This is a genomic window from Streptomyces sp. NPDC045701 (genome assembly GCF_056432045.1).
On the sequence record NZ_JBWKJV010000018.1, the window covers coordinates 94075 to 116810 of the forward strand.

20 protein-coding genes, 1 tRNA gene and 1 riboswitch are annotated in these 22736 nt (G+C 71.7%); of the genes, 15 read left to right on the forward strand and 6 right to left on the reverse strand.

Annotated features, from left to right (window positions below):
• Nucleotides 1-35 precede the first annotated feature (35 nt).
• Nucleotides 36-839 (reverse strand): class I SAM-dependent methyltransferase, encoded by an 804-nt coding sequence (locus AC07DW_RS20150; RefSeq protein WP_478859018.1) that lies wholly within the window; start codon nt 837-839, stop codon nt 36-38.
• A 336-nt stretch (nt 840-1175) separates the two neighbouring features.
• On the opposite strand from AC07DW_RS20150, the gene AC07DW_RS20155 reads away from it, so the two are divergent.
• The 12 genes from AC07DW_RS20155 to AC07DW_RS20210 all read left to right on the forward strand — a co-directional run bounded on the left by AC07DW_RS20155 (nt 1176) and on the right by AC07DW_RS20210 (nt 14193).
• Nucleotides 1176-1595: a GtrA family protein gene (locus AC07DW_RS20155; RefSeq protein ID WP_478859019.1), complete on the forward strand. Its 420-nt coding sequence runs from the start codon at nt 1176-1178 to the stop codon at nt 1593-1595.
• Nucleotides 1596-1686: 91 nt separating this feature from the next.
• Nucleotides 1687-2322, forward strand: coding sequence for a SurA N-terminal domain-containing protein (locus AC07DW_RS20160; protein WP_478859048.1), 636 nt, complete (start codon nt 1687-1689; stop codon nt 2320-2322).
• Between the two features lie 9 nt (nt 2323-2331).
• Nucleotides 2332-3348: a nucleoside triphosphate pyrophosphohydrolase gene (locus tag AC07DW_RS20165; protein WP_478859020.1), complete on the forward strand. Its 1017-nt coding sequence runs from the start codon at nt 2332-2334 to the stop codon at nt 3346-3348.
• 302 nt (nt 3349-3650) lie between these two features.
• Entirely contained in the window at nt 3651-4889 is a 1239-nt protein-coding gene (locus AC07DW_RS20170; RefSeq protein WP_478859049.1) for a cytochrome P450 family protein, read from the forward strand.
• Nucleotides 4890-5069: 180 nt separating this feature from the next.
• The gene (locus AC07DW_RS20175; RefSeq protein ID WP_478859021.1) at nt 5070-5981 is read left to right on the forward strand and encodes a transglycosylase family protein; all 912 of its coding nucleotides are present in this window, start codon (nt 5070-5072) and stop codon (nt 5979-5981) included.
• Nucleotides 5982-6235: 254 nt separating this feature from the next.
• A riboswitch (cyclic di-AMP (ydaO/yuaA leader) is annotated at nt 6236-6411 on the forward strand.
• Nucleotides 6412-6414: 3 nt separating this feature from the next.
• Nucleotides 6415-7146, forward strand: a complete 732-nt coding sequence (locus tag AC07DW_RS20180) for a transglycosylase family protein (protein ID WP_478859022.1) — start codon at nt 6415-6417, stop codon at nt 7144-7146.
• Between the two features lie 335 nt (nt 7147-7481).
• Nucleotides 7482-8762: a phosphopyruvate hydratase gene (eno, locus tag AC07DW_RS20185; protein WP_478859023.1), complete on the forward strand. Its 1281-nt coding sequence runs from the start codon at nt 7482-7484 to the stop codon at nt 8760-8762.
• A gap of 97 nt (nt 8763-8859) precedes the next feature.
• Entirely contained in the window at nt 8860-9330 is a 471-nt protein-coding gene (locus AC07DW_RS20190; protein WP_478859024.1) for an FtsB family cell division protein, read from the forward strand.
• 14 nt (nt 9331-9344) lie between these two features.
• Complete coding sequence (locus tag AC07DW_RS20195) at nt 9345-9881, forward strand: DUF501 domain-containing protein (RefSeq protein WP_478859025.1); 537 nt, start codon at nt 9345-9347, stop codon at nt 9879-9881.
• A complete protein-coding gene (locus AC07DW_RS20200; protein WP_478859026.1) occupies nt 9878-10846 on the forward strand; it encodes a Ppx/GppA phosphatase family protein in 969 nt (322 codons plus the stop codon). The genes AC07DW_RS20195 and AC07DW_RS20200 overlap by 4 nt, the downstream gene beginning before the upstream one ends.
• Nucleotides 10847-11216: 370 nt before the next feature.
• A complete protein-coding gene (locus tag AC07DW_RS20205) occupies nt 11217-12599 on the forward strand; it encodes an NAD(P)/FAD-dependent oxidoreductase (RefSeq protein ID WP_478859027.1) in 1383 nt (460 codons plus the stop codon).
• A gap of 262 nt (nt 12600-12861) precedes the next feature.
• Nucleotides 12862-14193: a class I SAM-dependent methyltransferase gene (locus tag AC07DW_RS20210; RefSeq protein ID WP_478859028.1), complete on the forward strand. Its 1332-nt coding sequence runs from the start codon at nt 12862-12864 to the stop codon at nt 14191-14193.
• A 57-nt stretch (nt 14194-14250) separates the two neighbouring features.
• Here AC07DW_RS20210 and AC07DW_RS20215 read toward each other — a convergent pair whose 3' ends face one another.
• Both AC07DW_RS20215 and AC07DW_RS20220 read right to left on the reverse strand, forming a co-directional pair.
• Nucleotides 14251-16779, reverse strand: coding sequence for an ABC transporter permease (locus AC07DW_RS20215; RefSeq protein WP_478859029.1), 2529 nt, complete (start codon nt 16777-16779; stop codon nt 14251-14253).
• Between the two features lie 174 nt (nt 16780-16953).
• On the reverse strand, nt 16954-17724 hold the full coding sequence (locus AC07DW_RS20220; RefSeq protein WP_478859030.1) for an ABC transporter ATP-binding protein: 771 nt from the start codon (nt 17722-17724) through the stop codon (nt 16954-16956).
• Nucleotides 17725-18105: 381 nt separating this feature from the next.
• Here AC07DW_RS20220 and AC07DW_RS20225 point away from each other — a divergent pair.
• Together AC07DW_RS20225 and AC07DW_RS20230 are read left to right on the forward strand one after the other, a co-directional pair.
• Nucleotides 18106-18187: transfer RNA gene (locus AC07DW_RS20225), tRNA-Leu, on the forward strand.
• Nucleotides 18188-18359: 172 nt separating this feature from the next.
• Nucleotides 18360-19238 (forward strand): Bax inhibitor-1/YccA family protein, encoded by an 879-nt coding sequence (locus AC07DW_RS20230; protein ID WP_478859031.1) that lies wholly within the window; start codon nt 18360-18362, stop codon nt 19236-19238.
• A 97-nt stretch (nt 19239-19335) separates the two neighbouring features.
• On the opposite strand, the gene AC07DW_RS20235 is transcribed toward AC07DW_RS20230, so the two are convergent.
• Nucleotides 19336-19566, reverse strand: a complete 231-nt coding sequence (locus tag AC07DW_RS20235) for a DUF4287 domain-containing protein (protein WP_156693972.1) — start codon at nt 19564-19566, stop codon at nt 19336-19338.
• A gap of 99 nt (nt 19567-19665) precedes the next feature.
• Here AC07DW_RS20235 and AC07DW_RS20240 point away from each other — a divergent pair, with 99 nt between their 5' ends.
• On the forward strand, nt 19666-19998 hold the full coding sequence (locus AC07DW_RS20240; RefSeq protein ID WP_478859032.1) for a hypothetical protein: 333 nt from the start codon (nt 19666-19668) through the stop codon (nt 19996-19998).
• Here the strand turns inward: AC07DW_RS20240 and AC07DW_RS20245 are convergent.
• Both AC07DW_RS20245 and AC07DW_RS20250 read right to left on the reverse strand, forming a co-directional pair.
• Nucleotides 19982-20878 (reverse strand): hypothetical protein, encoded by an 897-nt coding sequence (locus AC07DW_RS20245; protein ID WP_478859050.1) that lies wholly within the window; start codon nt 20876-20878, stop codon nt 19982-19984. The two genes, AC07DW_RS20240 and AC07DW_RS20245, sit on opposite strands and share 17 nt — an antisense overlap.
• A 452-nt stretch (nt 20879-21330) precedes the next feature.
• A complete protein-coding gene (locus AC07DW_RS20250; protein WP_478859033.1) occupies nt 21331-22551 on the reverse strand; it encodes an acetyl-CoA C-acetyltransferase in 1221 nt (406 codons plus the stop codon).
• Nucleotides 22552-22736 lie beyond the last annotated feature (185 nt).

The window sequence follows — 22736 nt, forward strand, 5'->3', positions numbered from 1 at the left end:
TGTGTCCCGGCCGTCGCCGCCCCCCGGCCGGGGCCTCAGGCCGCCCGGCAGTACACCGAGTCGGCCACCCGCCCGAGCCCGGTGAGCCCCGCCGGGCGCGGCTGGTCGCCGAGGACGACGACCGCGCCGGGAGCCGCGAGGTCCCGCACGGCCGCCAGGTCGGGCCGGCCGGTCACCACGATCACGCCGTAGCGGCGGTCGGCGATGCGTTCCCGCACGGCCGGGTCGTCGAAGCCGCCCCGCTCGATGCGCGCCGCGTCCGCCGGCCCTGTCGCGCCGCCCAGGGCCAGGTTGCCGCGGACCACGTCCTCCCGGGTGGGAGAGCCGTCCAGCGGGTCCACGATCGTCAGCCGCGCCTCGACGCCGCCGCGCCGCAGCATCCGACGCAGCGCGGCGGCGAACAGACCGTGGGCGGTGCCGATCTCCAGCACCTCGCCGTTCGGCGGGGCGAGCAGCGGGACGGTCGTGAGCCGCCCGCAGACGTCGGAGACCGAGCCGGCCAGGCCGCCGGCGCCGAGCGCCTCCAGCGCCACCAGGTGGCGGTAGGCGACGGTGACGTCGTGCCGGGCCCGGTCGCCGTCGTCGCCGGTGACGGCGCGCACTTCGCGTACGAGGGTGTCGACCTGGGTGGCGGTGGGCATCCGGTGCCCGTCACGCCCGGCCTGGTCCAGCAGCAGGCCGAGGCCGTAGCTCTGGCGGCGCAGGTCGGCCACCGCGTGGTGCAGGGCGTCGAGGTCGGTCTGGAGCGCGCTGGTCGCGCGCTCCATGCGCTGCTCGACCAGGGCGAACGCGGGGCGCATGACCCGCTTCGCCAGCCGGTTGCTCAGAAGAGAGGGCATGCGGGGCAAGCTACGCCGCCCCCCTGCCGGGCGGGTCACGGCCCGGTGGTGCGGCGGTGAAGTCTTGGTGGCGCGCAGGCGACCCTTACGCGGGTGACGTCGGGCACGCGGTCCTCGGAACCGACCGGGTACCACCGCTTCTTCAAGGGCCCTTCCGCCGGGGTGGAATTCCGCGCCACCACTTTCCCGTACGCAGACGTACGGCGTGATGCCGGGACTCGTCGGGGAGTATGTGGGCCGTACCCATGACGAGGTGCGAAGGCGCCCGCACTTCCCGGTGAAGGCGACCAGCGCGCCCGTACCGCACCGCCGACCCCGTGGGGAGCTCGTAAGCCGATGACCGTCCGCGGCCAGATCGTCAGGTTCGCGCTGGTGGGTGTGGTGAACACCGCCGCCTACTACGGCTTCTACCTGTCGTTCCTGGCGCTGGGCCTGCCCTATGTGGCCGCCCACGTGGCCGCCTTCCTGCTGGCCATGACCGGGTCGTTCTTCCTGAACTGCCGCTTCACCTACCGGACCCGCCCCACGTGGCGGAAGTTCGTGCTGTTCCCGCTCACCAACGCCGCGAACTTCGTGATCACCACGAGCGGCGTCTGGCTGCTGGTCGACCTGGCGGGCTTCTCCAGCCGCTGGGCCCCGCTACTGGCGGCCGCCGCGGCCGTTCCCGTCACCTTCGTGGTCTCGCGGACGATCATGCTGCGGCCCGAGACCCGCCGGACCGGTGACTCGTTGATCGAAGCAGTGGCCTCGAAGTAGTGGCCTGAGCCACATTCACTGCCTACCATCGATCACCGCAAGGTCGTTCACACTGACGCACGACCCACGCCGGGAGGCTCCTTTGCACCGCCTGCATCGCCGCCGTCGCACCGCGCTCTCCGTCTCCGCCGCGCTGCTCGCCGCGGCTCCGCTCCTGACCGCCTGCGGAAGCGACGCCCATCCCGGCGCGGCGGCCGTCGTCGACGGCGACCGGATCGAGGTGGCCGCGCTCCAGGCCCAGGTCAGGGACGTACGCAGCGCCCAGGAGGCGTCGCCGCAGGCGAGGCAGCTGATCGAGGCGACCGGTGACCTGAACCGCGAGAAGCTCAACGGCATGATCTTCGACCGGGTGGTGCGGAAGGTCGCCGCCGACCAGGGGATCACCGCCAGCCGCAAGGAGATCCAGGAGACCCGGCGGGCCGCGGCGGCCCAGAGCGGCGGCGAGGAGCAGCTCGCCGCGATGCTGCTCCAGCAGCAGGGCGTCGCGCCGGACGAGATCGACGACGTGGTGCGGCGCAACGTCCTCATGAACAAGATCGCCGCGAAGCTGGGCGCGGGGAACACCCCGGAGGGGCAGCAGAAGCTCACCGAGGTCTTCGCCGCCGCGTCCAAGGCGCTCGACATCGACGTGAACCCCCGGTACGGCACCTGGGACAACGACAAGATCCAGCTGGGCGAGTACCGCGCGCCCTGGCTGCGGCAGCCGGCCGAGAAGCAGCAGATGTAGGTTCGAGGGGTGAACGCCGACACCCCCGAAACCCCCGACACCCCGGACTCCGACGGCCCCGGCCGGGTCGTCCTGCTCACTGCCAGCCACCGCGTCGCGCCCGGGCTGCTGTCCTGGCCGGCTTGGCGGGTGCTGCACGCCGCCGACCGGGTGCTGTGCGCCGACGACGCGCACCCGCAATTGCCGTACCTGCGCGAGGCCGGCGTCGCCGTGGAGATCGCCGCGCCCACCGCGCGGGAGCTGGTGGACGCCTGCGCGGGAGGCCGCACGGTCGTCGTCGTGGCGGGCGGTGAGGGCGACGGCGCGCTGACCGACGGGCTGGCCCGGATGGCGGGCTCCGGCCGGGTCGCGATGCCCGACCTGGAGCTGCTGCCGGGGTCGTACGACCTGCCGGGCGCGCGGCTGCTGGACCTGGTGGAGGTCATGGACCGGATCCGCCGGGAGTGCCCCTGGTCGTCGCGGCAGACTCACGGGGGTCTGGCGAAGTACGGCATCGAGGAGGCGTACGAGCTGGTCGAGGCCATCGAGGACGGCGACCGCGACGAGCTGCGCGAGGAGCTCGGGGACGTCCTGCTCCAGGTCGTCTTCCACGCGCGGATCGCCGAGGAGCACGAGGAGGAGCCGTTCTCCGTCGACGACGTGGCGGGCACGATCGTCGAGAAGCTCATCCACCGCCACCCCCACGTGTTCGGCGAGGAGCGCGCGGAGACGCCGGAGGAGGTCAAGGCGCACTGGCTGCGCACCAAGGCGATCGAGAAGCGGCGGGCGTCGGTGACCGACGGCGTCCCGCTCGGCCAGCCGGGCCTCGCGCTGGCGGCCAAGCTCGCGAGCCGGGTCCGCACCGCGGGCCTGGAGGTCGCCCTCCCGGCCGGTGAGGGTGTCGGCTACGAGCTGCTGGCCCTCGCCGTACGCGCCGAGGCGGAGGGCGTGGACCCGGAAGCCGCCCTCCGCGCGGCGGGCCGCGCCTACCGCGACGCCATCCGCGCGGCGGAGGGCCCGGGGGCGCCGGATACCGTCGAGGGGTGAACGCCCCGCACGACGCCCCGCACGACGCCCCGCGCCGCCCCTGCTCCCCGCCGGACGGCGCCGCAGCCGCCCCGCCCGCGCACGGCACCCCGTCCGCCCCGGGCCACCCACAGGACCCGGGCGCCCCACAGGACCCGGGCGCCGCGCAGGACCCGGACGCCCCACAGGACCCGGACGCCCCACAGGACGCGGGCGCCGCGCAGGACCCGCACGCGACGCCGGAACCGCGAGGCGCCGCCCGCGTCTCCCCGGGCGCCCCGGGGGACGGAGCGCGGGGGTGCCCGGCCGCGACCGCGCCCGAGCTGTTCACGTGGGAGTTCGCGACCGACCCCTATCCCGCGTACGCCTGGCTGCGGGAGCACGCGCCCGTGCACCGCACCCGGCTGCCCAGCGGGGTCGAGGCGTGGCTGGTGACGCGGTACGCGGACGCCCGGCAGGCGCTGGCCGACCAGCGGCTCAGCAAGAACCCGGCGCACCACGACGGGACCGAGCACGCCAGGGGCAGGACCGGCATCCCGGGCGAGCGCAAGGCCGACCTGATGACGCACCTGCTGAACATCGACCCGCCGGACCACACCCGGCTGCGACGGCTGGTGTCGAAGGCGTTCACGCCCCGCCGGGTCGCCGCCTTCGCCCCGCGCGTACAGGAGCTGACCGACCGGCTGATCGACGACTTCGCGGCGAGGGGCAGCGCGGACCTCATCCACGAGTTCGCCTTCCCTCTCCCCATCTACGCCATTTGCGACATGCTCGGCGTCCCCCGCGAGGACCAGGACGACTTCCGCGACTGGGCCGGAATGATGATCCGGCACGGCGGCGGGCCGCGCGGTGGGGTCGCGCGGTCGGTCAAGAAGATGCGCGGGTACCTCGCCGAGCTGATCCACCGCAAGCGGGAAGGTCTGCGGGAGGAAGGGGGCGACGACCTGATCTCGGGGCTCATCAGGGCCTCGGACCACGGCGAGCACCTCACCGAGAACGAGGCCGCCGCGATGGCGTTCATCCTCCTGTTCGCCGGCTTCGAGACGACCGTGAACCTGATCGGCAACGGGGTCCACTCCCTCCTCCGCCACCCGGACCAGCGCGAGCGCCTCCAGGCCTCCCTCGCCGCGGGCGAACCGGGGCTGCTGGAGACGGGCGTGGAGGAACTGCTGCGCTTCGACGGGCCGGTGGAGCTGGCGACGTGGCGGTTCGCGACCGAACCGCTCACCATCGGCGGTGAGCGGATCGCGGCCGGCGACCCCGTCCTCGTCGTCCTCGCCGCGGCCGACCGCGACCCGGAGCGGTTCGCCGAGCCGGACACGCTCGACCTGTCGCGGCGGGACAACCAGCACCTGGGTTACGGGCACGGCATCCACTACTGCCTCGGCGCGCCGCTCGCCCGGCTGGAGGGGCAGACCGCGCTCGCGACGCTGCTGACCCGGCTGCCCGACATCCGGCTCGCGGTGGATCCTGCCGATTTGCGGTGGCGCGGGGGGCTCATCATGCGTGGATTGCGTACGCTCCCGGTCGAGTTCACCCCATTGGCGAAGGACGCGAACTGACGGTCCGTCATTTCTGTGATCCTCGCGTGATCTCCGCTGCATCGACTTGTGACTGACGTTCGAATGCCGCTACGTTCACCGTCACCTCAGCAGTCACGCGAAAGGCAGCACCGCATGCGCTCCGGGAACGGCCGGCACCGACGACCCCGTCAAGCCCCCGCCATCGTTGTCGCGGCAGGGGTGACCGGATCCGCCATCGCGCTCCCGTTGCTCGGCGCGGGCTCCGCGACGGCGGCCGACGCCACCACCTGGGACCGGGTCGCCGAGTGCGAGTCCGGCGGCCTGTGGAGTGCCGACCTCGGCAACGGCTTCTACGGCGGCCTCCAGATGTCGCAGGCGACCTGGGAGTCGTACGGGGGTCTGGCGTACGCCGCGCGCCCCGACCTCGCCAGCCGCGCCGAGCAGATAGCCGTCGCCGAGAAGGTCTACGCCGCGACGGGCGTCCGGACCTGGGAGACCTGCGCCCCCGTCGCGGGCCTCGGCGGCGCCACCGCGACGCCGGACGCCGATCCCACGGGCACCGCCCCGGCCGCGCCCGGTGCTACGGACCCGGTCGGGACGCTCGAGGACCCGGGCACGCCCGAGGCCACCCGGCCCGCCGACCCGCTCCTGCCCGGCGAGCCCGTCACCACGGCGCCCGACGCGCCGCGGAGCCCCGCGTCCGGCGCCGGCAAGCACCGTGGCGAGCCCGCGAAGGAGGAGGGCGCGGTGACCGACCCGGTCGCCCCCGCCGACCCCACCGCGCCGACCGCCCCCGCCGACCCCGGCGCGCCGCTCAAGCCCGGCACTCCGGCGGCCGAAGGCACCCTGGAGCCCACCGATCCCGCAGACACCGGCAATTCGGTCATCGACCGCGAAAAGGACGGGCATCCCTCCCGGGGTGACGGGGCGACACGTGACCCCGGGACCGTCGGCGCCGGCGTGTACACGGTGCGGCCCGGCGACAACCTGTCGGTCATCGCGGACGAGCACAAGGTCGCCGGCGGCTGGTCCGCCCTCTACGAGGCCAACCAGGACACCGTCGGCGCCGACCCGGACCTCATCCTCCCTGGCCAGAGCCTGGAACTGACGCCGGATCAGCCTAAGGAATGAGACCGTATGTCCGCTTCTGTGTAAGTGAGACATGAATCTCTTCAGCCTGATGGGTGCGCCCCGGCCGTCCGAACCGCACAATCCGCCCTTCACCTGCGTAAACGCCCGTCAAGGGTGGGGGAGTAAGGGCGGATTGACCCCGATGTCCGTCTTTGAACTTCGGGAAGGTCTGTGTCTACGGTCGTGACCGCTCGCCATCGCGGGCCCCATCGACCGGAACGCCGAATCCTGCCGCCGGTCGACGGGAACAGTCGTCGCGTCATGCGCCGAAGGCAGGAGCGGGGGACCCAAGGTAAGTGCCGGGTCCGGCCATGGAGACATGGCGGGAACCGGCTTGGGGTGAAGCCGAGCGCACAGCTGTGCCGCACGGCCGGGCCACTCACTCGCCCGAACCCGACAGCTCACCTCGCAGGCGTCGGTGAGGAGATGTCCCATGCTGTTTTCCGGCAAGTCCAAGCACCGTCGCCCCTCCAAGGCCGCCCGATTCGTCGCCTTCGCCGGTATCACCGGTGCCGCCGTCGCCGCCCCGCTGATGGGCGCCACGACCGCCTCGGCCGCCACCACCGCCGAGTGGGACAAGGTCGCCCAGTGCGAGTCCGGCGGCAACTGGTCCATCAACACCGGCAACGGCTACTACGGCGGCCTCCAGTTCTCGGCCTCCACCTGGGCCGCGTACGGCGGTACCGCGTACGCCTCGACCGCCGACCAGGCGTCCAAGTCGCAGCAGATCGAGATAGCCGAGAAGGTCCTCGCGGGCCAGGGCAAGGGCGCGTGGCCGAGCTGCGGCGTCGGCCTCTCCGGAGCCGCGTACGACGGCGGTGGCGCCGAGCAGGCCCAGCCGCAGCAGGAGCGCGAGGCCGAGCAGCCCACCACGCGCAGCCAGCAGCGCACCGCGCCGCAGGCCGAGGCCGCGCCGAAGACCGAGGCCGCGCCGAAGACCGAGGCCGCGCCGAAGGCCGAGTCGAAGAAGACCGTCACCACCCCGACCGGCAAGAAGGTCGAGAAGGGTGACGGCGAGTACAAGGTGAAGGCCGGCGACACCCTCGGCATCATCGCCACCGAGAAGAAGGTCGCCGGCGGCTGGGAGAAGCTCTTCCAGCTGAACAAGGACATCGTCGACGACGCCGACCTGATCTACCCGGGTCAGCAGCTCCACCTGAGCTGACCCCCGGACCGCCCCGGCCCCGCGCGTTCCTCCCCGTAGCCCTGTGGGCCGGGCGGGACCCCGGGCCGGGGTTTTCCCGTTCCTTGGGCGGAAGCCCCCGGGGCCGGGGCGGGCCGGAGGGTGCGCCCCTGAGCGGGCTCCCGCACACCGCGACTACCGACCGGTAAGTTTCGTGGCGTTTTGCCGGTAATACAGCCTCGTGAGCCCTTTTTCGTCCCAGGAGGCGGGCGTCGGCGGGCGTCGGCCCCCCGGCCGGTTAGGCTCTTGCCGCAAGGCCGAAGAGACCCTGCACCGCATGCGTCACATTTTGCGTCACATCCCAGAAGGAGATGCTCGTGCCGTCCATCGACGTCGTCGTAGCCCGGGAAATCCTGGACTCCCGAGGCAACCCCACGGTCGAGGTCGAGGTCGGCCTCGACGACGGCAGCACCGGCCGTGCTGCCGTCCCGTCCGGTGCCTCCACCGGAGCGTTCGAGGCCCTCGAGCTCCGCGACGGTGACAAGGACCGTTACCTCGGCAAGGGTGTCGAGAAGGCCGTCCTCGCCGTCATCGAGCAGATCGGCCCGGAGCTCGTCGGCTACGACGCCACCGAGCAGCGGCTGATCGACCAGGCGATGTTCGACCTGGACGCCACCCCGGACAAGTCCTCGCTCGGCGCCAACGCCATCCTCGGCGTCTCCCTCGCCGTCGCGCACGCCGCCTCCGAGGCGTCCGACCTGCCGCTGTTCCGCTACCTGGGCGGCCCGAACGCGCACCTGCTGCCCGTTCCGATGATGAACATCTTGAACGGCGGCTCGCACGCCGACTCCAACGTGGACATCCAGGAGTTCATGATCGCGCCGATCGGCGCGGAGTCCTTCTCCGAGGCGCTGCGCTGGGGTGCCGAGGTCTACCACACCCTGAAGAAGGTCCTGAAGGAGAAGGGCCTCTCCACGGGTCTGGGCGACGAGGGCGGCTTCGCGCCGAACCTCGACTCCAACCGCGCCGCCCTCGACCTCATCCTCGAGGCCATCAAGCAGGCCGGTTACGCCCCGGGCAAGGACATCGCCCTGGCGCTCGACGTCGCAGCGTCCGAGTTCTACAAGGACGGCGCCTACGAGTTCGAGGGCAAGTCCCGCTCGGCCGCCGAGATGACGGACTACTACGCGGAGCTCGTCGACGCCTACCCGCTGGTCTCCATCGAGGACCCGCTGTTCGAGGACGACTGGGACGGCTGGAAGACCATCACCGAGAAGCTGGGCACCAAGGTGCAGCTGGTCGGTGACGACCTGTTCGTCACCAATCCCGAGCGCCTGGCCCGCGGCATCGAGGAGGGCGCCGCCAACGCGCTGCTCGTCAAGGTCAACCAGATCGGTTCGCTGACCGAGACCCTCGACGCCGTCGAGCTGGCCCAGCGCAACGGCTTCAAGTGCATGATGTCGCACCGCTCCGGCGAGACCGAGGACGTGACCATCGCCGACCTGGCCGTCGCCACCAACTGCGGCCAGATCAAGACCGGTGCCCCGGCCCGCTCCGAGCGCGTCGCCAAGTACAACCAGCTGCTGCGCATCGAGGAGATCCTCGACGACGCCGCCGTGTACGCGGGCCGCTCGGCCTTCCCGCGCTTCAAGGGCTGATCCTTCCCAGCCCGGGTTACGTACGTCCCCGGCCGCGGTCCCGTACCGTGTCCGGGGACGTACGTACGTGACGGGCAAGGGGAGGCGGGAACACCACATGGCCCGGGACCGGTTCTCCACCGCGACCAGACTGCGGCTGCTCGGCGAGCAGACCGCCGCCCGTGTCTACCGCTCCCAGACCCGCCGGCAGGCCCGCCGCTCCCGGCTCACCGGCCGCGCGGCGTTCCTCGCGCTGGTCGTCTGCTCCATGGTGGTGGCCCTGGCCTACCCGATGCGCCAATGGGTGTCCCAGCGCGCCGAGATCGCCGAGCAGCAGCGGCTGGCGGCGGAGGCGGGCGAGCGCGTCGAACGGCTGCGCGACGAGAAGGCGCGGCTCCAGGACGACGCGTACGTCAGGCGCCTGGCGCGCGAGCACCTGCACTACGTACTCCCGGGGGAGACCGGCTACACGGTCATCGACCCCGACGCGGTGCGCGAGCGCCGCACCGACCAGGGCGCGGCCGACCGCCCCTGGTACTCCAACCTCTGGGACGGCGTGGACACCGCCGACCGCACCGACCGCAAGTAGAACCCAAGGCAGGCATGGAAACGCCCCCTCCGCAGACCGAACGCACCGAGCCCACCGAGGCGGACGTCGCGGCGTTCAAGGAACAGCTCGGCCGCCCGCCGCGCGGCCTGCGCGCCATCGCGCACCGCTGCCCGTGCGGCAACCCGGACGTGGTGGAGACCGCGCCCCGGCTCCCGGACGGCACGCCCTTCCCGACGACGTACTACCTCACGTGCCCGCGCGCGGCCTCCGCGATCGGCACGCTGGAGGCGAACGGCGTGATGAAGGAGATGTCCGAGCGGCTCCAGTCCGACCCGGAGCTGGCCGCGGCCTACCGCGCCGCGCACGAGGACTACATCGCCCGCCGCGACGCCATCGAGGTGCTGGAGGGCTTCCCGAGCGCCGGCGGCATGCCGGACCGCGTGAAGTGCCTGCACGTGCTCGTCGGCCACTCGCTGGCCGCCGGGCCGGGCGTGAACCCGCTGGGCGACGAGGCCCTCGCGATGCTGCCGGAGTGGTGGGCCAAGGGCCCCTGCGTGACGCCCTGCGTCCCCGGGGAGGCCGGGGAATGACCCGCGTCGCCGCCATCGACTGCGGTACGAACTCCATCCGCCTGCTCGTCGCGGACATCGACCCGGCGACCGGCGAAGTCACCGATCTGGACCGGCGGATGACGATCGTCCGGCTCGGTCAGGGCGTGGACAGGACCGGCCGGCTCGCGCCCGAGGCGCTGGAGCGGACCTTCGCGGCCTGCCGCGAGTACGCCGCCGTCATCGAGGAGTACGGCGTCGAGAAGCTGCGCTTCGTGGCCACGTCGGCCTCGCGCGACGCCGAGAACCGCGACGAGTTCGTCCGCGGCGTGAAGGACGTCCTGGGCGTGGAGCCCGAGGTCATCAGCGGTGGCCAGGAGGCCGAGTTCTCCTTCACCGGGGCGACCAAGGAGCTGACGGGCGCCGAGGAAGCGGGCGCCGAGCGCCTTCCCGGGACGGGTGACGGCGGTCGACGGGCGGACGAGTACCTGGTCGTGGACATCGGCGGCGGGTCCACCGAGTTCGTGGTCGGCTCCACGCACGCGCGTGCCGCCCGCTCGGTCGACATCGGCTGCGTACGCCTGACCGAGCGTCATGTCCGCAGCGATCCGCCGTCCGAGGCCGAGGTGGCGGCGATCCGGGCCGACGTCGAGGCGGCGCTGGACCTGGCGGAGGAGACCGTCCCGCTGCGGGAGGCGCGGACGCTCGTCGGGCTGGCCGGTTCGGTCACGACGGTCGCGGCGATCGCGCTGGGGCTGACGGAGTACGACTCCGAGGCCATCCACCGCTCCCGCGTCTCCTACGAGCAGGTCTCCGAGGTCACGGAGCGGCTGCTGGCGGCGACGCACGACGAGCGGTCGCGGATCTCCGTGATGCATCCGGGCCGGGTGGACGTCATCGTCTCCGGGGCGCTGGTGCTGCTGGCCGTGATGGAGCGGACCGGGGCCCGCGAAGTGGTCGTCTCCGAGCACGACATTCTGGACGGAATCGCCCTCTCGCTCGTCTGATCGACGGCCGGATCCGGTGCCGTCGGACAGTCGGTCGGGAAAGTTCGTGAAGTTCTTCACAAGGAAAAGGGCCCTGAGGGGGGTCACGGAGCCGCTCAATGGCCTCCGAAGCCGCCTTCGGGGCCCTTTCGTAGGCCGGGAAGCCACCCTCGGCTGTGTTTCGCAGGTGTGAACTCCGGTGGTGGTCCACGGTTAAAAGGTGCTCGCTGTCCCAGTTCAACGGGGGTGAACAACGTCTTCCGTTACACCGTGGTTCCCCTGGGGCGCCATGACCTCGGTCACGTGGGCCGCGCAGTGTAGCAGAGGTCTCCCAGAACCTTGTGAAGGGGCGCACGAGCGACCCCCCTCGACCGGGTGGATACTCGATGGCATGAGCACCACGGAGCGTCCCAGGATCCTCGTAGTAGGCGGTGGGTACGTAGGCCTGTACGCAGCTCGGCGCATTCTCAAGAAGATGCGCTACGGCGAGGCGACCGTCACGGTCGTCGACCCCCGGTCGTACATGACCTACCAGCCCTTCCTGCCCGAAGCCGCCGCCGGCAGCATCTCGCCGCGGCACGTCGTCGTACCGCTGCGACGCGTGCTGCCCAAGGCGGAGGTACTCACCGGCCGGGTCACCACCATCGACCAGGACCGCAAGGTCGCCACGATCGCGCCGCTCGTCGGCGAGTCGTACGAGCTGCCCTTCGACTACCTGGTCATCGCGATGGGCGCGGTCTCCCGCACCTTCCCGATCCCCGGCCTCGCCGAGCAGGGCATCGGCATGAAGGGCATCGAGGAGGCCATCGGCCTGCGCAACCACGTCCTCGAGCAGCTCGACAAGGCCGACTCGACGACCGACGAGGAGGTCCGCCGCAAGGCGCTGACCTTCGTCTTCGTGGGCGGCGGCTTCGCCGGCGCGGAGACCATCGGCGAGGTCGAGGACCTGGCCCGCGACGCGGCCAAGTACTACAAGAACGTGAAGCGCGAGGACATGCGCTTCATCCTGGTGGACGCCGCGGACAAGATCCTTCCCGAGGTCGGGCCCAAGCTCGGCGCGTACGGCAAGGAGCACCTGGAGGGCCGCGGGGTCGAGGTCTACCTCTCGACGTCCATGGACTCCTGCGTCGACGGCCACGTGGTCCTGAAGAACGGCCTCGAGGTCGACTCCAACACCATCGTCTGGACCGCCGGCGTCAAGCCCAACCCGGCGCTCTCCCGCTTCGGCCTCCCGCTGGGCCCGCGCGGCCACGTCGACTGCGACGCCACGCTCCAGGTCAACGGCACGGACTACATCTGGGCCGCCGGCGACAACGCCCAGGTCCCGGACCTGGTCGGCCGCAAGGCCGGCAACCCCAATGCCTGGTGCCCGCCGAACGCCCAGCACGCGCTGCGCCAGGCAAAGGTCCTGGGCGACAACGTGATCTCCGGCATGCGGGGCTTCCCGCAGAAGGAGTACAGCCACGCCAACAAGGGTGCGGTCGCCGGTCTCGGCCTGCACAAGGGCGTCGCGATGATCGTCATGGGCAAGGTGAAGATCAAGCTCAAGGGCCGTCTCGCCTGGTACATGCACCGCGGCTACCACGGCATGGCGATGCCGACCTGGAACCGCAAGATCCGCGTCTTCGCGGACTGGACGCTCGCGATGTTCCTCAAGCGCGAGGTGGTCTCGCTCGGCGCCATCGAGTCGCCGCGCGAGGAGTTCTACGAGGCCGCCAAGCCGGCTCCGGCCGCTCCGGCCGCCTCGAAGCCGGAGAAGGCCAAGGCCTCCTGACCGGTCCCCCGGTCACCCCGCGTCCCCGAGGGGCCGCCCGCCATCCGTGGTGCGGGCGGCCCCTCGCGCGTACCCGGGCCGCGCGTGGCTCGGCGCGGCGGCGGGAGGCTCCGGCGGGCTGAGGGGGCGTCAGGGTTGCGCGGCCGGTCAACGGCGCGCATTTTGCCGTGGCATTGCCTCGCCGCGGGACTGCGTCGCCGCTCCCCGGGTGTTTTCGTGGTGTTGAGCATTGCTGGGACTCCTCATCACGGAGGTGTGCACCATGGCCGACGCCGCGTCGCGGCTCACCGCGCTCGCCGAGGACCTGCTGGGCGTTCCGCTGCCGGTCGCGATCCGCGCCTGGGACGGCAGCGAGGCGGGACCGCCGGGTGCGCCCGTCCTCGTCGTCCGCAGCCGCAAGGCGCTGCGGCGGCTGCTGTGGAAGCCGGGGGAGCTGGGGATCGCCCGGGCCTGGGTCGCCGGGGAGCTCGACGTGGAGGGCGACCTGTACGAGGCCCTCGACCGGCTCTCCGGCCTCGTCTGGGCGCGCGGCGACGACGCCAAGGGCACCGGCCGCGCCGGGGGCACCGGCATCGCCGCCCGCGCCGTACGCGACCCGCGGCTCCGGGAAGCGGCCCGCGCCCTGCTCCGGCTCGCCGGCCCCTTCCCGCCGCCCCGGCCGCCCGCCGAGGAGGTCAGACGCCGCAGCGGCCCGCTGCACACCAAGCGGCGTGACAAGGAGGCCGTCAGCCACCACTACGACGTCGGCAACGACTTCTACGAGCTGGTCCTCGGGCCGTCCATGGTCTACTCGTGCGCCTACTGGTCGCCCGGCGGCACCCTGGAGGAGGCGCAGGCCGCCAAGCTGGACCTCATCTGCCGCAAGCTGGCCCTCCAGCGGGGCGACCGGCTGCTCGACGTGGGCTGCGGCTGGGGCTCCATGGCCATCCACGCCGCCCGGGAGTACGGCGTCCGGGTCGTCGGCGTCACCCTCTCCACCGAGCAGGCCGCCTACGCCCGCAAGCGCGTCGCCGAAGAGGGCCTGACCGACCGGGTGGAGATCCGCGTCCAGGACTACCGGGACGTCGGGGACGGGCCGTACGACGCGATCTCGTCCATCGGGATGGCCGAGCACGTCGGCCAGGTCCGCTACCGCGAGTACGCCGACGACCTGTACGCCCTGCTCAGGCCGGGCGGCCGGCTGCTGAACCACCAGATCTCCCGCCGCCCCGAGAAGAACGAGGCGGCGTACCGCGTCGACGACTTCATCGACCGGTACGTCTTCCCCGACGGCGAGCTCGCCCCGGTCGGCCGGACCACCACGGCCCTGGAGGAGGCCGGGTTCGAGGTGCGCGACGTCGAGGCCATCCGCGAGCACTACGCCCTCACCCTGCGGCACTGGGTGGCCAACCTGGAGGCCCGCCTGCCCGAGGCCGAGCGGTTCACCTCGCCGGGCCGGGCCCGGGTGTGGCGCCTCTACATGGCCGCCAGCGCCGTCTCCTTCGAACGCAACCGCATCGGCGTCAACCAGATCCTCGCCGTGCGGACGCCCGACGACGGGGTCTCCGGCCTGCCGCTGCGGTCCCGGGCGTGGACGGAACGCGCGGACCGCTGACACGACGAGGGCCGGGCCCCCGCGAAACGGGAGCCCGGCCCTGTCCCTCGCCGGCGGCTACTCGGCCTTGATGGCGTTGAGCATGTTCAGCCTCGCCGCGCTGCGCGCCGGCCACATCGCGGCCAGGACGCCCACCAGGGCCGCCAGGCCGAGGAAGAGGCCGATCCGGTCCCAGGGGATGACCAGCGCGTAGCCCGGCAGGCTCGACTTGATGGTCTGGCCGATGGCCCAGCCGAGGAACGAGCCGAGGCCGATGCCGACCACCGCGCCGAAGACCGAGATCACCACGGCCTCCAGCCGCACCATGCGCTTCACCCGGCGCCGGTCCAGGCCGATCGCCCGCAGCATGCCGATCTCCTGCTGCCGTTCGAAGACCGACATGGCCAGCGTGTTGACGACGCCGAGCACCGCGATGATCAGTGCCATCGCCAGCAGGCCGTACATGATGTTCAGCATCATGTTGATCATGCCGCCGAACTCGTCGCGGATGTCCTGCTTGTCCATCACGCTGATCGCCGGGTTGTCACCCAGGGCGCTGACCAGCGCCTTCTCGTTCGCCGCGGTCTCGCCGCCGGCCATCTTCACGAAGATCTGCGGGATGAACGGCTTCACCTCGTGCGGGGCGACGACCTTGGTGTCCACCAGCACGGGGGACAGGAACTCGGTGTCCTTGTAGACCGCGCCGAGGGTCAGCCGGCCCTTCTTCTCGTCGGAGAACGTCACCGGCAGGGTGTCGCCGACCTTCCAGCCCTGCTTGGTGGCCGTCTTCTCGGCGACCGCCATCCGCCCCTGGCCGAGCGAGGCCAGCGAGCCGTTCACCACCTCGACGTTCAGCACCCGCTCGACGTCACCCGGCGTGATGGCCGAGGCGGACACCCATTCGCCGCCGATCTCGAAGGACGCGGCCTGCTGCGGCGACACGGCCGTGGCGCCCGGCGTCCTCTCCAGCGCGGTCAGCGCGGACCGGTCGAGGTCGCCGCCGCCGGGCATGACGACCATGTAGTCGGCCTTGATCTGGTCCGTGGTCATCTTGTCCAGCGCGGCGCCGACCGTGACGCCCAGCACCGACAGTCCGGTCACCAGGGTCAGGCCGATCGCCAGCGCGGAGGCGGTGGCACCGGTACGGCGCGGGTTGCGGACCGCGTTCTGGGCGGCCAGCTTGCCGGAGACCCCGAAGGCGCGGATCATCAGCGGCCGTACGAGGGCGATGACCGGGCGGGACAGCAGCGGGATCAGCACGATCACGCCGACCAGTGCCAGGAACGCCCCGCCGGCGATGGTCCACCGGCCGTCGGAGCCGGCCGCGGCACCCACCACGATCAGCGCGGCTCCCACGGCGGTGATGAAGGCGCCGATGGAGTTGCGCACCACCAGCGACTTTGTGGTCGCGATCGCGTGGACGCTGCTCATCGCGGCGACCGGCGGGATCTTGGCGGCACGGCGGCCGGGCAGCCAGGCGGCGAACATCGTGATCAGCACGCCGACGCCCAGGGCGGCGATCAGCGGCGTCGTACCGATGACGAGCGGCCCCTCGGGCACCTTCATGCCGAACGCGGCCATCCCGGAGCGCAGGCCGGCCGCCAGGCCGATGCCCAGGCCGAAACCGACCACGGAGGCGACCAGGCCCACCACGCCGGCCTCGGCCAGCACCGAGCGGGTGATCTGCTTGCGGGAGGCGCCCACGGCGCGCATCAGCGCCAGTTCCCTGGTGCGCTGGGCGACGAGCATGGTGAAGGTGTTGGAGATCAGGAAGACGCCGACGAAGAGCGCGATGCCGGCGAAGCCCAGCAGCATCTGGTTGAGACCGCTCAGCCCCTCCTCGATCGACTTCGCCTGCTCGTCGGCGAGCGCCGCGCCCGTCTGGGCCTGGGCGCTCTCCGGCACCAGCGGCTTCACCGCGGCCAGGACGCTGCTGTCGTCGGCCCCGGGCGCGGCTGTGACGGTGAGGCTGGTGTAGTAGCCGGGCTTCAGGTAGAGGGCCTGCGCGACCGGGGTGTCGAAGAGGACCAGGCTGCCGCCCGCGTTGACCGCGCCGTCGTCGGTGGTGAAGACACCGGCGAGCGTGTACTCCTTGACCGGCCCGTTCGTGGCCACCCGCACCCGTTCGCCGACCTGGTACTCGCCCTTGTCGGCGGTGTCCTTGTCGAGCGCGATCTGGTCGTCCTTCACCGGGCCGGAGCCCTGGGTGAAGTCGTAGGCGGCGTCCTCGCCGTCCTTGCCGGGGGCGAAGTTCGAGCCCTTGTTGGACCAGCCGGCGCCGATCAGCTTGCCGTCGGGGCCGGCGACCCCGGCGAAGCCGTCGACCCGCCCGGTGACGGAGGCGACCCCGTCGAGGCCCGCGATCCGGTCGACGGTCTTCTGGGAGAGCCCGGGTTCCTGCTTGGCGTCGTCCTGGTCGGCGTACGAGGTGACGGCGACGGCGACGTCGTCGTAGCTCTTGGCGGACTGGTTGCGGAAGGCATTGGACAGGGTGTCGGTGAAGACCAGGGTGCCGGAGACGAAGGCCACGCCGAGCATGACGGCGAGGACGGTCATCAGCAGCCTGGCCTTGTGCGCGAGCACATTGCGCAAGGCGGTACGGAACATGAGGTGTGAGTCCTGGGGTGAAGAGGGACCGGCGGTGAACCGGGGAGTCGTCGGTGCGGGGCCCACGCCCCGGCGGGCGTCGGCCGGGGCGTGGGCCGGGGCCGTGCGGCGCTCGGGCCGCGGGCGCTCGGGGCCCGGGCGGCGGCACTCAGGCCCGGCCGCGCTCGGAGGGCGTCAGCTCGTGCGGCCCTTGGCGTCGAACTCCTTCATGCGGTCGAGCACGCCGTCCGCGGTCGGGTGCAGCATCTCGTCGACGATCCGGCCGTCCGCGAGGAAGATCACACGGTCGGCGTAGGAGGCGGCCACCGGGTCGTGGGTGACCATCACGACGGTCTGCCCCAGTTCGCGTACCGAATTGCGCAGGAAGCCCAGCACCTCGGCACCGGAGCGGGAGTCGAGGTTTCCGGTCGGCTCGTCACCGAAGATGATCTCGGGGCGGGAGGCCAGCGCGCGGGCGACGGCCACGCGCTGCTGCTGGCCGCCGGAGAGCTGGGCGGGCCGGTGACTCAGCCGGCCGGACAGGCCCACCATGTCGATGACCTTGCGCACCCACTCCTTGTCGGGCTTGCGGCCCGCGATGTCCATGGGGAGCGTGATGTTCTCCTGGGCGGTCAGCGTGGGCAGCAGGTTGAACGCCTGGAATATGAAGCCGATCTTGTCCCGGCGCAGCTGGGTGAGCTGCTTGTCCTTGAGGGAGCCCAGCTCGGTGTCACCGATGCGGACCGACCCGCCGCTGAAGGTGTCGAGCCCGGCGACGCAGTGCATCAGCGTCGACTTGCCGGACCCCGAGGGGCCCATGATCGCGGTGAACTCGCCCTGGTGGAAGTCCACGGTGACCCGGTCCAGGGCGACCACCTGGGTCTCGCCCTGTCCGTAGACCTTGGACAGATCCGTGGCGCGGGCGGCTACCGCGGTGGCGCGGTAAGCGGTGGGGGTCGTGGTCACGAGGGGACTCCTGTCGGGGACTGCTCTGCGAGGACCCCTCCATCGTCATGGCCCGCCACCCCGCCCGGCGTCCGTCCGGGTGCCCGTTCCCGGGGCCGTCTGGAGTCGGACCGGGGGGCCCGCGGCTCCTCCTGAGGTATGACGGGACCCCTGACTCCCGCCCGGATTCACCGACCGGGTGACAGCGGGAGGCGACTTTCCGTCATTCCTTTGCGTACGTTTTTGCGGCCGCGACCCCCCGCGGTCTGCCGGGCGACACCGCCCACCAGCACTGACGCACCCTCAGACGTCAATAAAATAAGACAACATCGGGCCACCGTTCCGCTGTTCGGGGGACGCGCCCCGATAGGCTCCTGTGCCAACGCGGGGCCGCGGGGTAACGCCCGGATGGTGGAATGCAGACACGGCGAGCTTAAACCTCGCTGGCCTTCGGGCCGTACCGGTTCGAGTCCGGTTCCGGGCACTCCCGATCCACATCACGGGAGCGGTCCCACAAAAAACCGGACGACCGGCAGGAATCAGCCACGCACCGTTGTGACCGGAGGGGAAAGATCCTCCCCGAGCACTAGGGTGTTTCCTTTGCTCGCCCATTACTCTTGTTCCAAGGCCGCGCACGGCGGCCACGGAGGAGTGAGATGAGGAGCAGCAACCCGGTCTTCTCGCGACGGGGGTTCAGCCGCGACAACGGCTATGCGGGCTTCAACGCGCAGCAGCCGCAGGCCGGGGGCCCCGCCGCTGGAACCGCCCCGTACGCGACGAACCCGTACGCGACCAACCCCTACGCGCAGGACGCCCAGCTCGGCGCGCCCGCGCAGACGCCGGTGCGCTCGGGCGCGATGACCATCGACGACGTGGTGTCCCGCACCGCGATCACGCTCGGTACGGTCTTCGTCACCGCGACGCTCGCCTGGTTCCTGCTGCCGGTCGACCCGGCGAACATCAGCACGTCGTACGGCATCGGCATCGGCGCGGCCCTCGTGGCCTTCGTCTTCGCCATGATCCAGTCCTTCAAGCGCAAGGCGTCCCCGGCGCTGATCCTGCTGTACGCGGCGTTCGAGGGCGTCTTCCTCGGCGTGATCTCCAGTGCCGTCTCGACGTACGTCTCTCCCGGCGTCGTCCCGCAGGCGGTGCTGGGCACCATGGCGGTCTTCGCCGGCGTGCTGATCGCCTACAAGATGCGCTGGATCCGCGTCACCCGGCGTTTCTACGGCTTCGTGATGGCGGCGGCCCTGGGCTTCATCCTGCTGATGGCGGTGAACGCGCTGTTCGCCGTGTTCGGCGGCGGTGACGGCCTCGGCTTCCGCAGCGGCGGCCTCGGCATCATGTTCGGTGTCATCGGCATCATCCTCGGCGCGTGCTTCCTGGCCCTGGACTTCAAGCAGGTCGAGGACGGCATCGCCTACGGCGCTCCGCGTGAGGAGTCGTGGCTGGCGGCCTTCGGCCTCACCATGACGCTGGTGTGGATCTACCTGGAGTTCCTGCGGCTGCTGTCGATCCTGCAGGGCGACGACTGATCCGAGCCTCGCCCGGCCGTGAGCACGCGGCCGTGACCGTACGAAGGGCCCGCCCGGCGACCGCCGGGCGGGCCCTTCGGCGTGGTCGGCGGCCGGATCAGAGCAGTTTGCGGGCGGCCCGCCGCAGGTCGTACTCGTGGATGATCGCCTTGGCGTGCCCGTAACTGAGGTCGTGCTCGCCCCGGAGCCAGCTGACCTTCTCCTCGAAGCGGACGAGAGAGGGGCCTTCCTCGACGGTGCGAAGCCACTCGGACACTTGCCGGCCCGTGCAGTGGGGAATGCGGGAGAGCAGATTTCGATGGGTCTCTTCGGAGAAGACTTGGGACATCGGCGCCTCCGGACGCTTCGCGCGTGTGCTCCTTCACGTCACCGTGCCCGAGCGTTCGGCCGTTGGCAACAGTCCCGTCCCGGCGCATAGGGTCGCGGGGTGCTCGATACGACAGAACTGACCGCCGCCGTCGACCGTCTCGCCGACCGGCTGCGGGCCGCGCCCCAGAGCCGGCTGCAACGGGGAGCCGCCGCCGAGGGGCTGGCCCTGGCCAGGGATTTGGCGGTGCGGGCGCAGCGGCTGGAGGCGCCGGACGCGCCGCCGCGGACCATGCCGGACGCCGGGGTGTTCGCGGTCGCGGACCAGCTCGTGGTGGCCGGCAACGATTTGGCGGAGATCCTGCGATTGGTCCCGGCGGGCCCCCCGCTTCGGCGGGAGCTGGACGAGGCCGTGGCGGCGGTGCGGCGTACGGCGGCTACAGCGACGCTATGACGCGGTCCGCCAGGATGTAGACGTTCTCGGCGCCGGCGTGACTGCCGCACGAGAAGGTCAGCGCGTACGCGCCGGAGACCCCCGAGCCGCCCAGCAGGACGGGCGTCTCGCCGTCGCGCAACGCCCCCGCGAGGCGCTCGGCGGTCTCCCGGTGGCCGGGCGTCATGCACAGCGTCGTGCCGTCGGCGAAGACGTACACGTCCAGGGTGCCGAGCGGGCCGGGCCGTACGTCGGTGAGCGCCGTGCGGGTCTCGGCGAGCTCCTCCAGGCGGGCCACGGTGCGTTCGTGGTCGGTGACGACCGGCGTCTGGACCGGCACGAAGTCGGGGTGCGAGGGGTGCCGGCGGCGGGCGGCGGCCAGCTCGGGGGAGTCCTCGGGGAAGGCGTTGTCGGTGATGCCGGGCATGTCCGGCAGCTCGGCGAGCGCGTCCAGGTCGTCCAGTCCGTCGCCGTACTCCGCGTAGTCGGCGCCCAGCTCCATCGCGTCCAGCGCCTCCAGGCCCGCGAAGTCCGCCTGACGGGGCACGAAGAACGGCCCGTCCTCGCCCGGGTGCGCCGCGGGGTGGCCGGGCAGGCCGCTCAGCCCGCCGAGGAGACTCCCGGGGCCGTCGCCGGCGTCCCGCGCCTCCTGGGCCGCCCAGAAGGCCCTCGCCTCGGCCAGCTCGCGCTCCCGCTCCTCGGCGAGGGCCTCGGCGACGGCCGTGCGTATGTCCTCGGTGGTGCGGGCGTGGGGCACGGTCGGTGTGCGTTCGGCGGTGTTCACGGCGGCGAGCTCCGTGCGCAGCGCGGTGACCTGACGGCGCAGCCCGTGGGCCGCGTGCAGGGCAGCGGCGCCCACGGCCGTGGCGGTGGCCGTGGTCAGCAGCAGGGCGAGAGACATGGCGCTCACTGACTTACTCCCGGTTTCAATCGATCCCCCGCACTTCCTACATCAGCTTGTCGTGCCTCCGCGCCCCCTGTCAGTGCATTACGTCACGAAATGGACAGTTCTTTTGTCTCGCGGTTTTCCGCCATCCATGCGTTGACCTGGGAAAACGAATCTCCCCCAGGAGATAGGTCACATCCTGGGGGAGATTCGGTCACGGCTGGGACGCGAAGGGGTTGGGACGGTTCCCGCCCCTTACACGGGCTCAGCTCAGCCGCTCGGGTCTTTTGCTCGCGCTCCGCTTCGCTACCGCTGCGGGCAGGTGCCGCCCTCGTTCCTCGGGCGACCCCTACCCTCCGCTACAGCTCAGCTCAGCCGCTCCGGCTTCCTGGTCGCGCTCCGCTTCGCTACCGCTGCGGGCAGGTGCCGCCCTCGTACCTCGGGCGACCCCTACCCTCCGCTACAGCTCAGCTCAGCCGCTCGATGACCATGGCCATGCCCTGGCCGCCGCCCACGCACATGGTCTCCAGGCCGAACTGCTTGTCGTGGAACTGGAGGCTGTTGATCAGGGTGCCGGTGATGCGGGCGCCGGTCATGCCGAAGGGGTGGCCGACGGCGATGGCGCCACCGTTGACGTTGAGCTTCTCCAGCGGGATGTCCAGGTCACGGTAGGACGGGATGACCTGGGCGGCGAACGCCTCGTTGATCTCCACCAGGTCGATGTCGCCGATGGTCAGCCCGGCGCGCCGCAGCGCCTGCTTGCTGGCCTCGACGGGGCCGTACCCCATGATCTCGGGCGACAGGCCCGAGACGCCCGTCGACACGATCCGGGCGAGCGGGGTCAGGCCCAGCTCCCGCGCCTTGGTGTCGCTCATGATGACCAGCGCCGCGGCGCCGTCGTTGAGCGGGCAGCAGTTGGCGGCGGTCACCATGCCGTCGGGGCGGAAGACCGGCTTCAGGCCCTGCACGCCGTCCAGCGTCACGCCCGCGCGCGGGCCGTCGTCCTTGCTGACGACGGTGCCGTCGGGCGTGGTGACGGGGGTGATCTCCCGCTCCCAGAAGCCGTTCTTGATGGCTTCCTCGGCGAGGTTCTGCGACCGGACGCCGAACTCGTCCATGTCCTGGCGGGTGACGCCCTTCAGGCGCGCCAGGTTCTCGGCGGTCTGGCCCATCGCGATGTACGCGTCGGGGATCTGGCCGTCCTCGCGCGGGTCGTGCCAGTCGGAGCCCGCCTGCTCGGCGCGGGCCGCGGTGCGGGCCTCCGCCTCGGCGAACAGCGGGTTGTGCGTGTCCGGCAGGCCGTCGCTGGTGCCCTTCACCGAGCGGGAGACCATCTCGACGCCGGCGGAGATGAAGACGTCGCCCTCGCCCGCCTTGATGGCGTGCAGCGCCATGCGGGACGTCTGGAGCGACGAGGAGCAGTAGCGGGTGATGGTGCAGCCGGGCAGGTGGTCCATGCCCATCTGCACGGCGACGATACGGCCCAGGTTGTGCCCCTGCTCGCCGCCGGGCAGACCGCAGCCGAGCATCAGGTCGTCGATGTCGCGGGGGTCGAGCTCGGGCACCTTGGCGAGCGCGGCCTCGATGATCGTGGCGGTCAGGTCGTCCGGCCGCAGGTCCTTCAGGGAGCCCTTGAAGGCCCGGCCGATGGGGGAGCGGGCGGCTGAGACGATCACGGCTTCGGGCATCACGGCTCCAGAGGGGCGAGGGGCAGGACTGAGAGGGAAGTTACCCGTACGTACCGCCTGGGTCATCGGAACGGGCGTGTGATGCGGACCGCATTTCTAAGCGCTCGCTCAGTCGCTCGGGCCCCGGCCCGCCACCTGGTGCCTTCCCGGAACCGGGCGTTTCATCCCATGCCCCCCTCGGGGAG

What these genes read in the sequence shown, in the direction of transcription:
- AC07DW_RS20150 (WP_478859018.1), bottom strand. Translation starts at nt 839, where the DNA reads ATGCCCTCTCTTCTGAGCAACCGGCTGGCGAAGCGGGTCATGCGCCCC.
- AC07DW_RS20155 (WP_478859019.1), top strand. Translation starts at nt 1,176, where the DNA reads ATGACCGTCCGCGGCCAGATCGTCAGGTTCGCGCTGGTGGGTGTGGTG.
- AC07DW_RS20180 (WP_478859022.1), top strand. Translation starts at nt 6,415, where the DNA reads ATGCTGTTTTCCGGCAAGTCCAAGCACCGTCGCCCCTCCAAGGCCGCC.
- AC07DW_RS20190 (WP_478859024.1), top strand. Translation starts at nt 8,860, where the DNA reads ATGGCCCGGGACCGGTTCTCCACCGCGACCAGACTGCGGCTGCTCGGC.
- AC07DW_RS20195 (WP_478859025.1), top strand. Translation starts at nt 9,345, where the DNA reads ATGGAAACGCCCCCTCCGCAGACCGAACGCACCGAGCCCACCGAGGCG.
- AC07DW_RS20200 (WP_478859026.1), top strand. Translation starts at nt 9,878, where the DNA reads ATGACCCGCGTCGCCGCCATCGACTGCGGTACGAACTCCATCCGCCTG.
- AC07DW_RS20205 (WP_478859027.1), top strand. Translation starts at nt 11,217, where the DNA reads ATGAGCACCACGGAGCGTCCCAGGATCCTCGTAGTAGGCGGTGGGTAC.
- AC07DW_RS20210 (WP_478859028.1), top strand. Translation starts at nt 12,862, where the DNA reads ATGGCCGACGCCGCGTCGCGGCTCACCGCGCTCGCCGAGGACCTGCTG.
- AC07DW_RS20215 (WP_478859029.1), bottom strand. Translation starts at nt 16,779, where the DNA reads ATGTTCCGTACCGCCTTGCGCAATGTGCTCGCGCACAAGGCCAGGCTG.
- AC07DW_RS20230 (WP_478859031.1), top strand. Translation starts at nt 18,360, where the DNA reads ATGAGGAGCAGCAACCCGGTCTTCTCGCGACGGGGGTTCAGCCGCGAC.
- AC07DW_RS20235 (WP_156693972.1), bottom strand. Translation starts at nt 19,566, where the DNA reads ATGTCCCAAGTCTTCTCCGAAGAGACCCATCGAAATCTGCTCTCCCGC.
- AC07DW_RS20245 (WP_478859050.1), bottom strand. Translation starts at nt 20,878, where the DNA reads ATGTCTCTCGCCCTGCTGCTGACCACGGCCACCGCCACGGCCGTGGGC.
- AC07DW_RS20250 (WP_478859033.1), bottom strand. Translation starts at nt 22,551, where the DNA reads ATGCCCGAAGCCGTGATCGTCTCAGCCGCCCGCTCCCCCATCGGCCGG.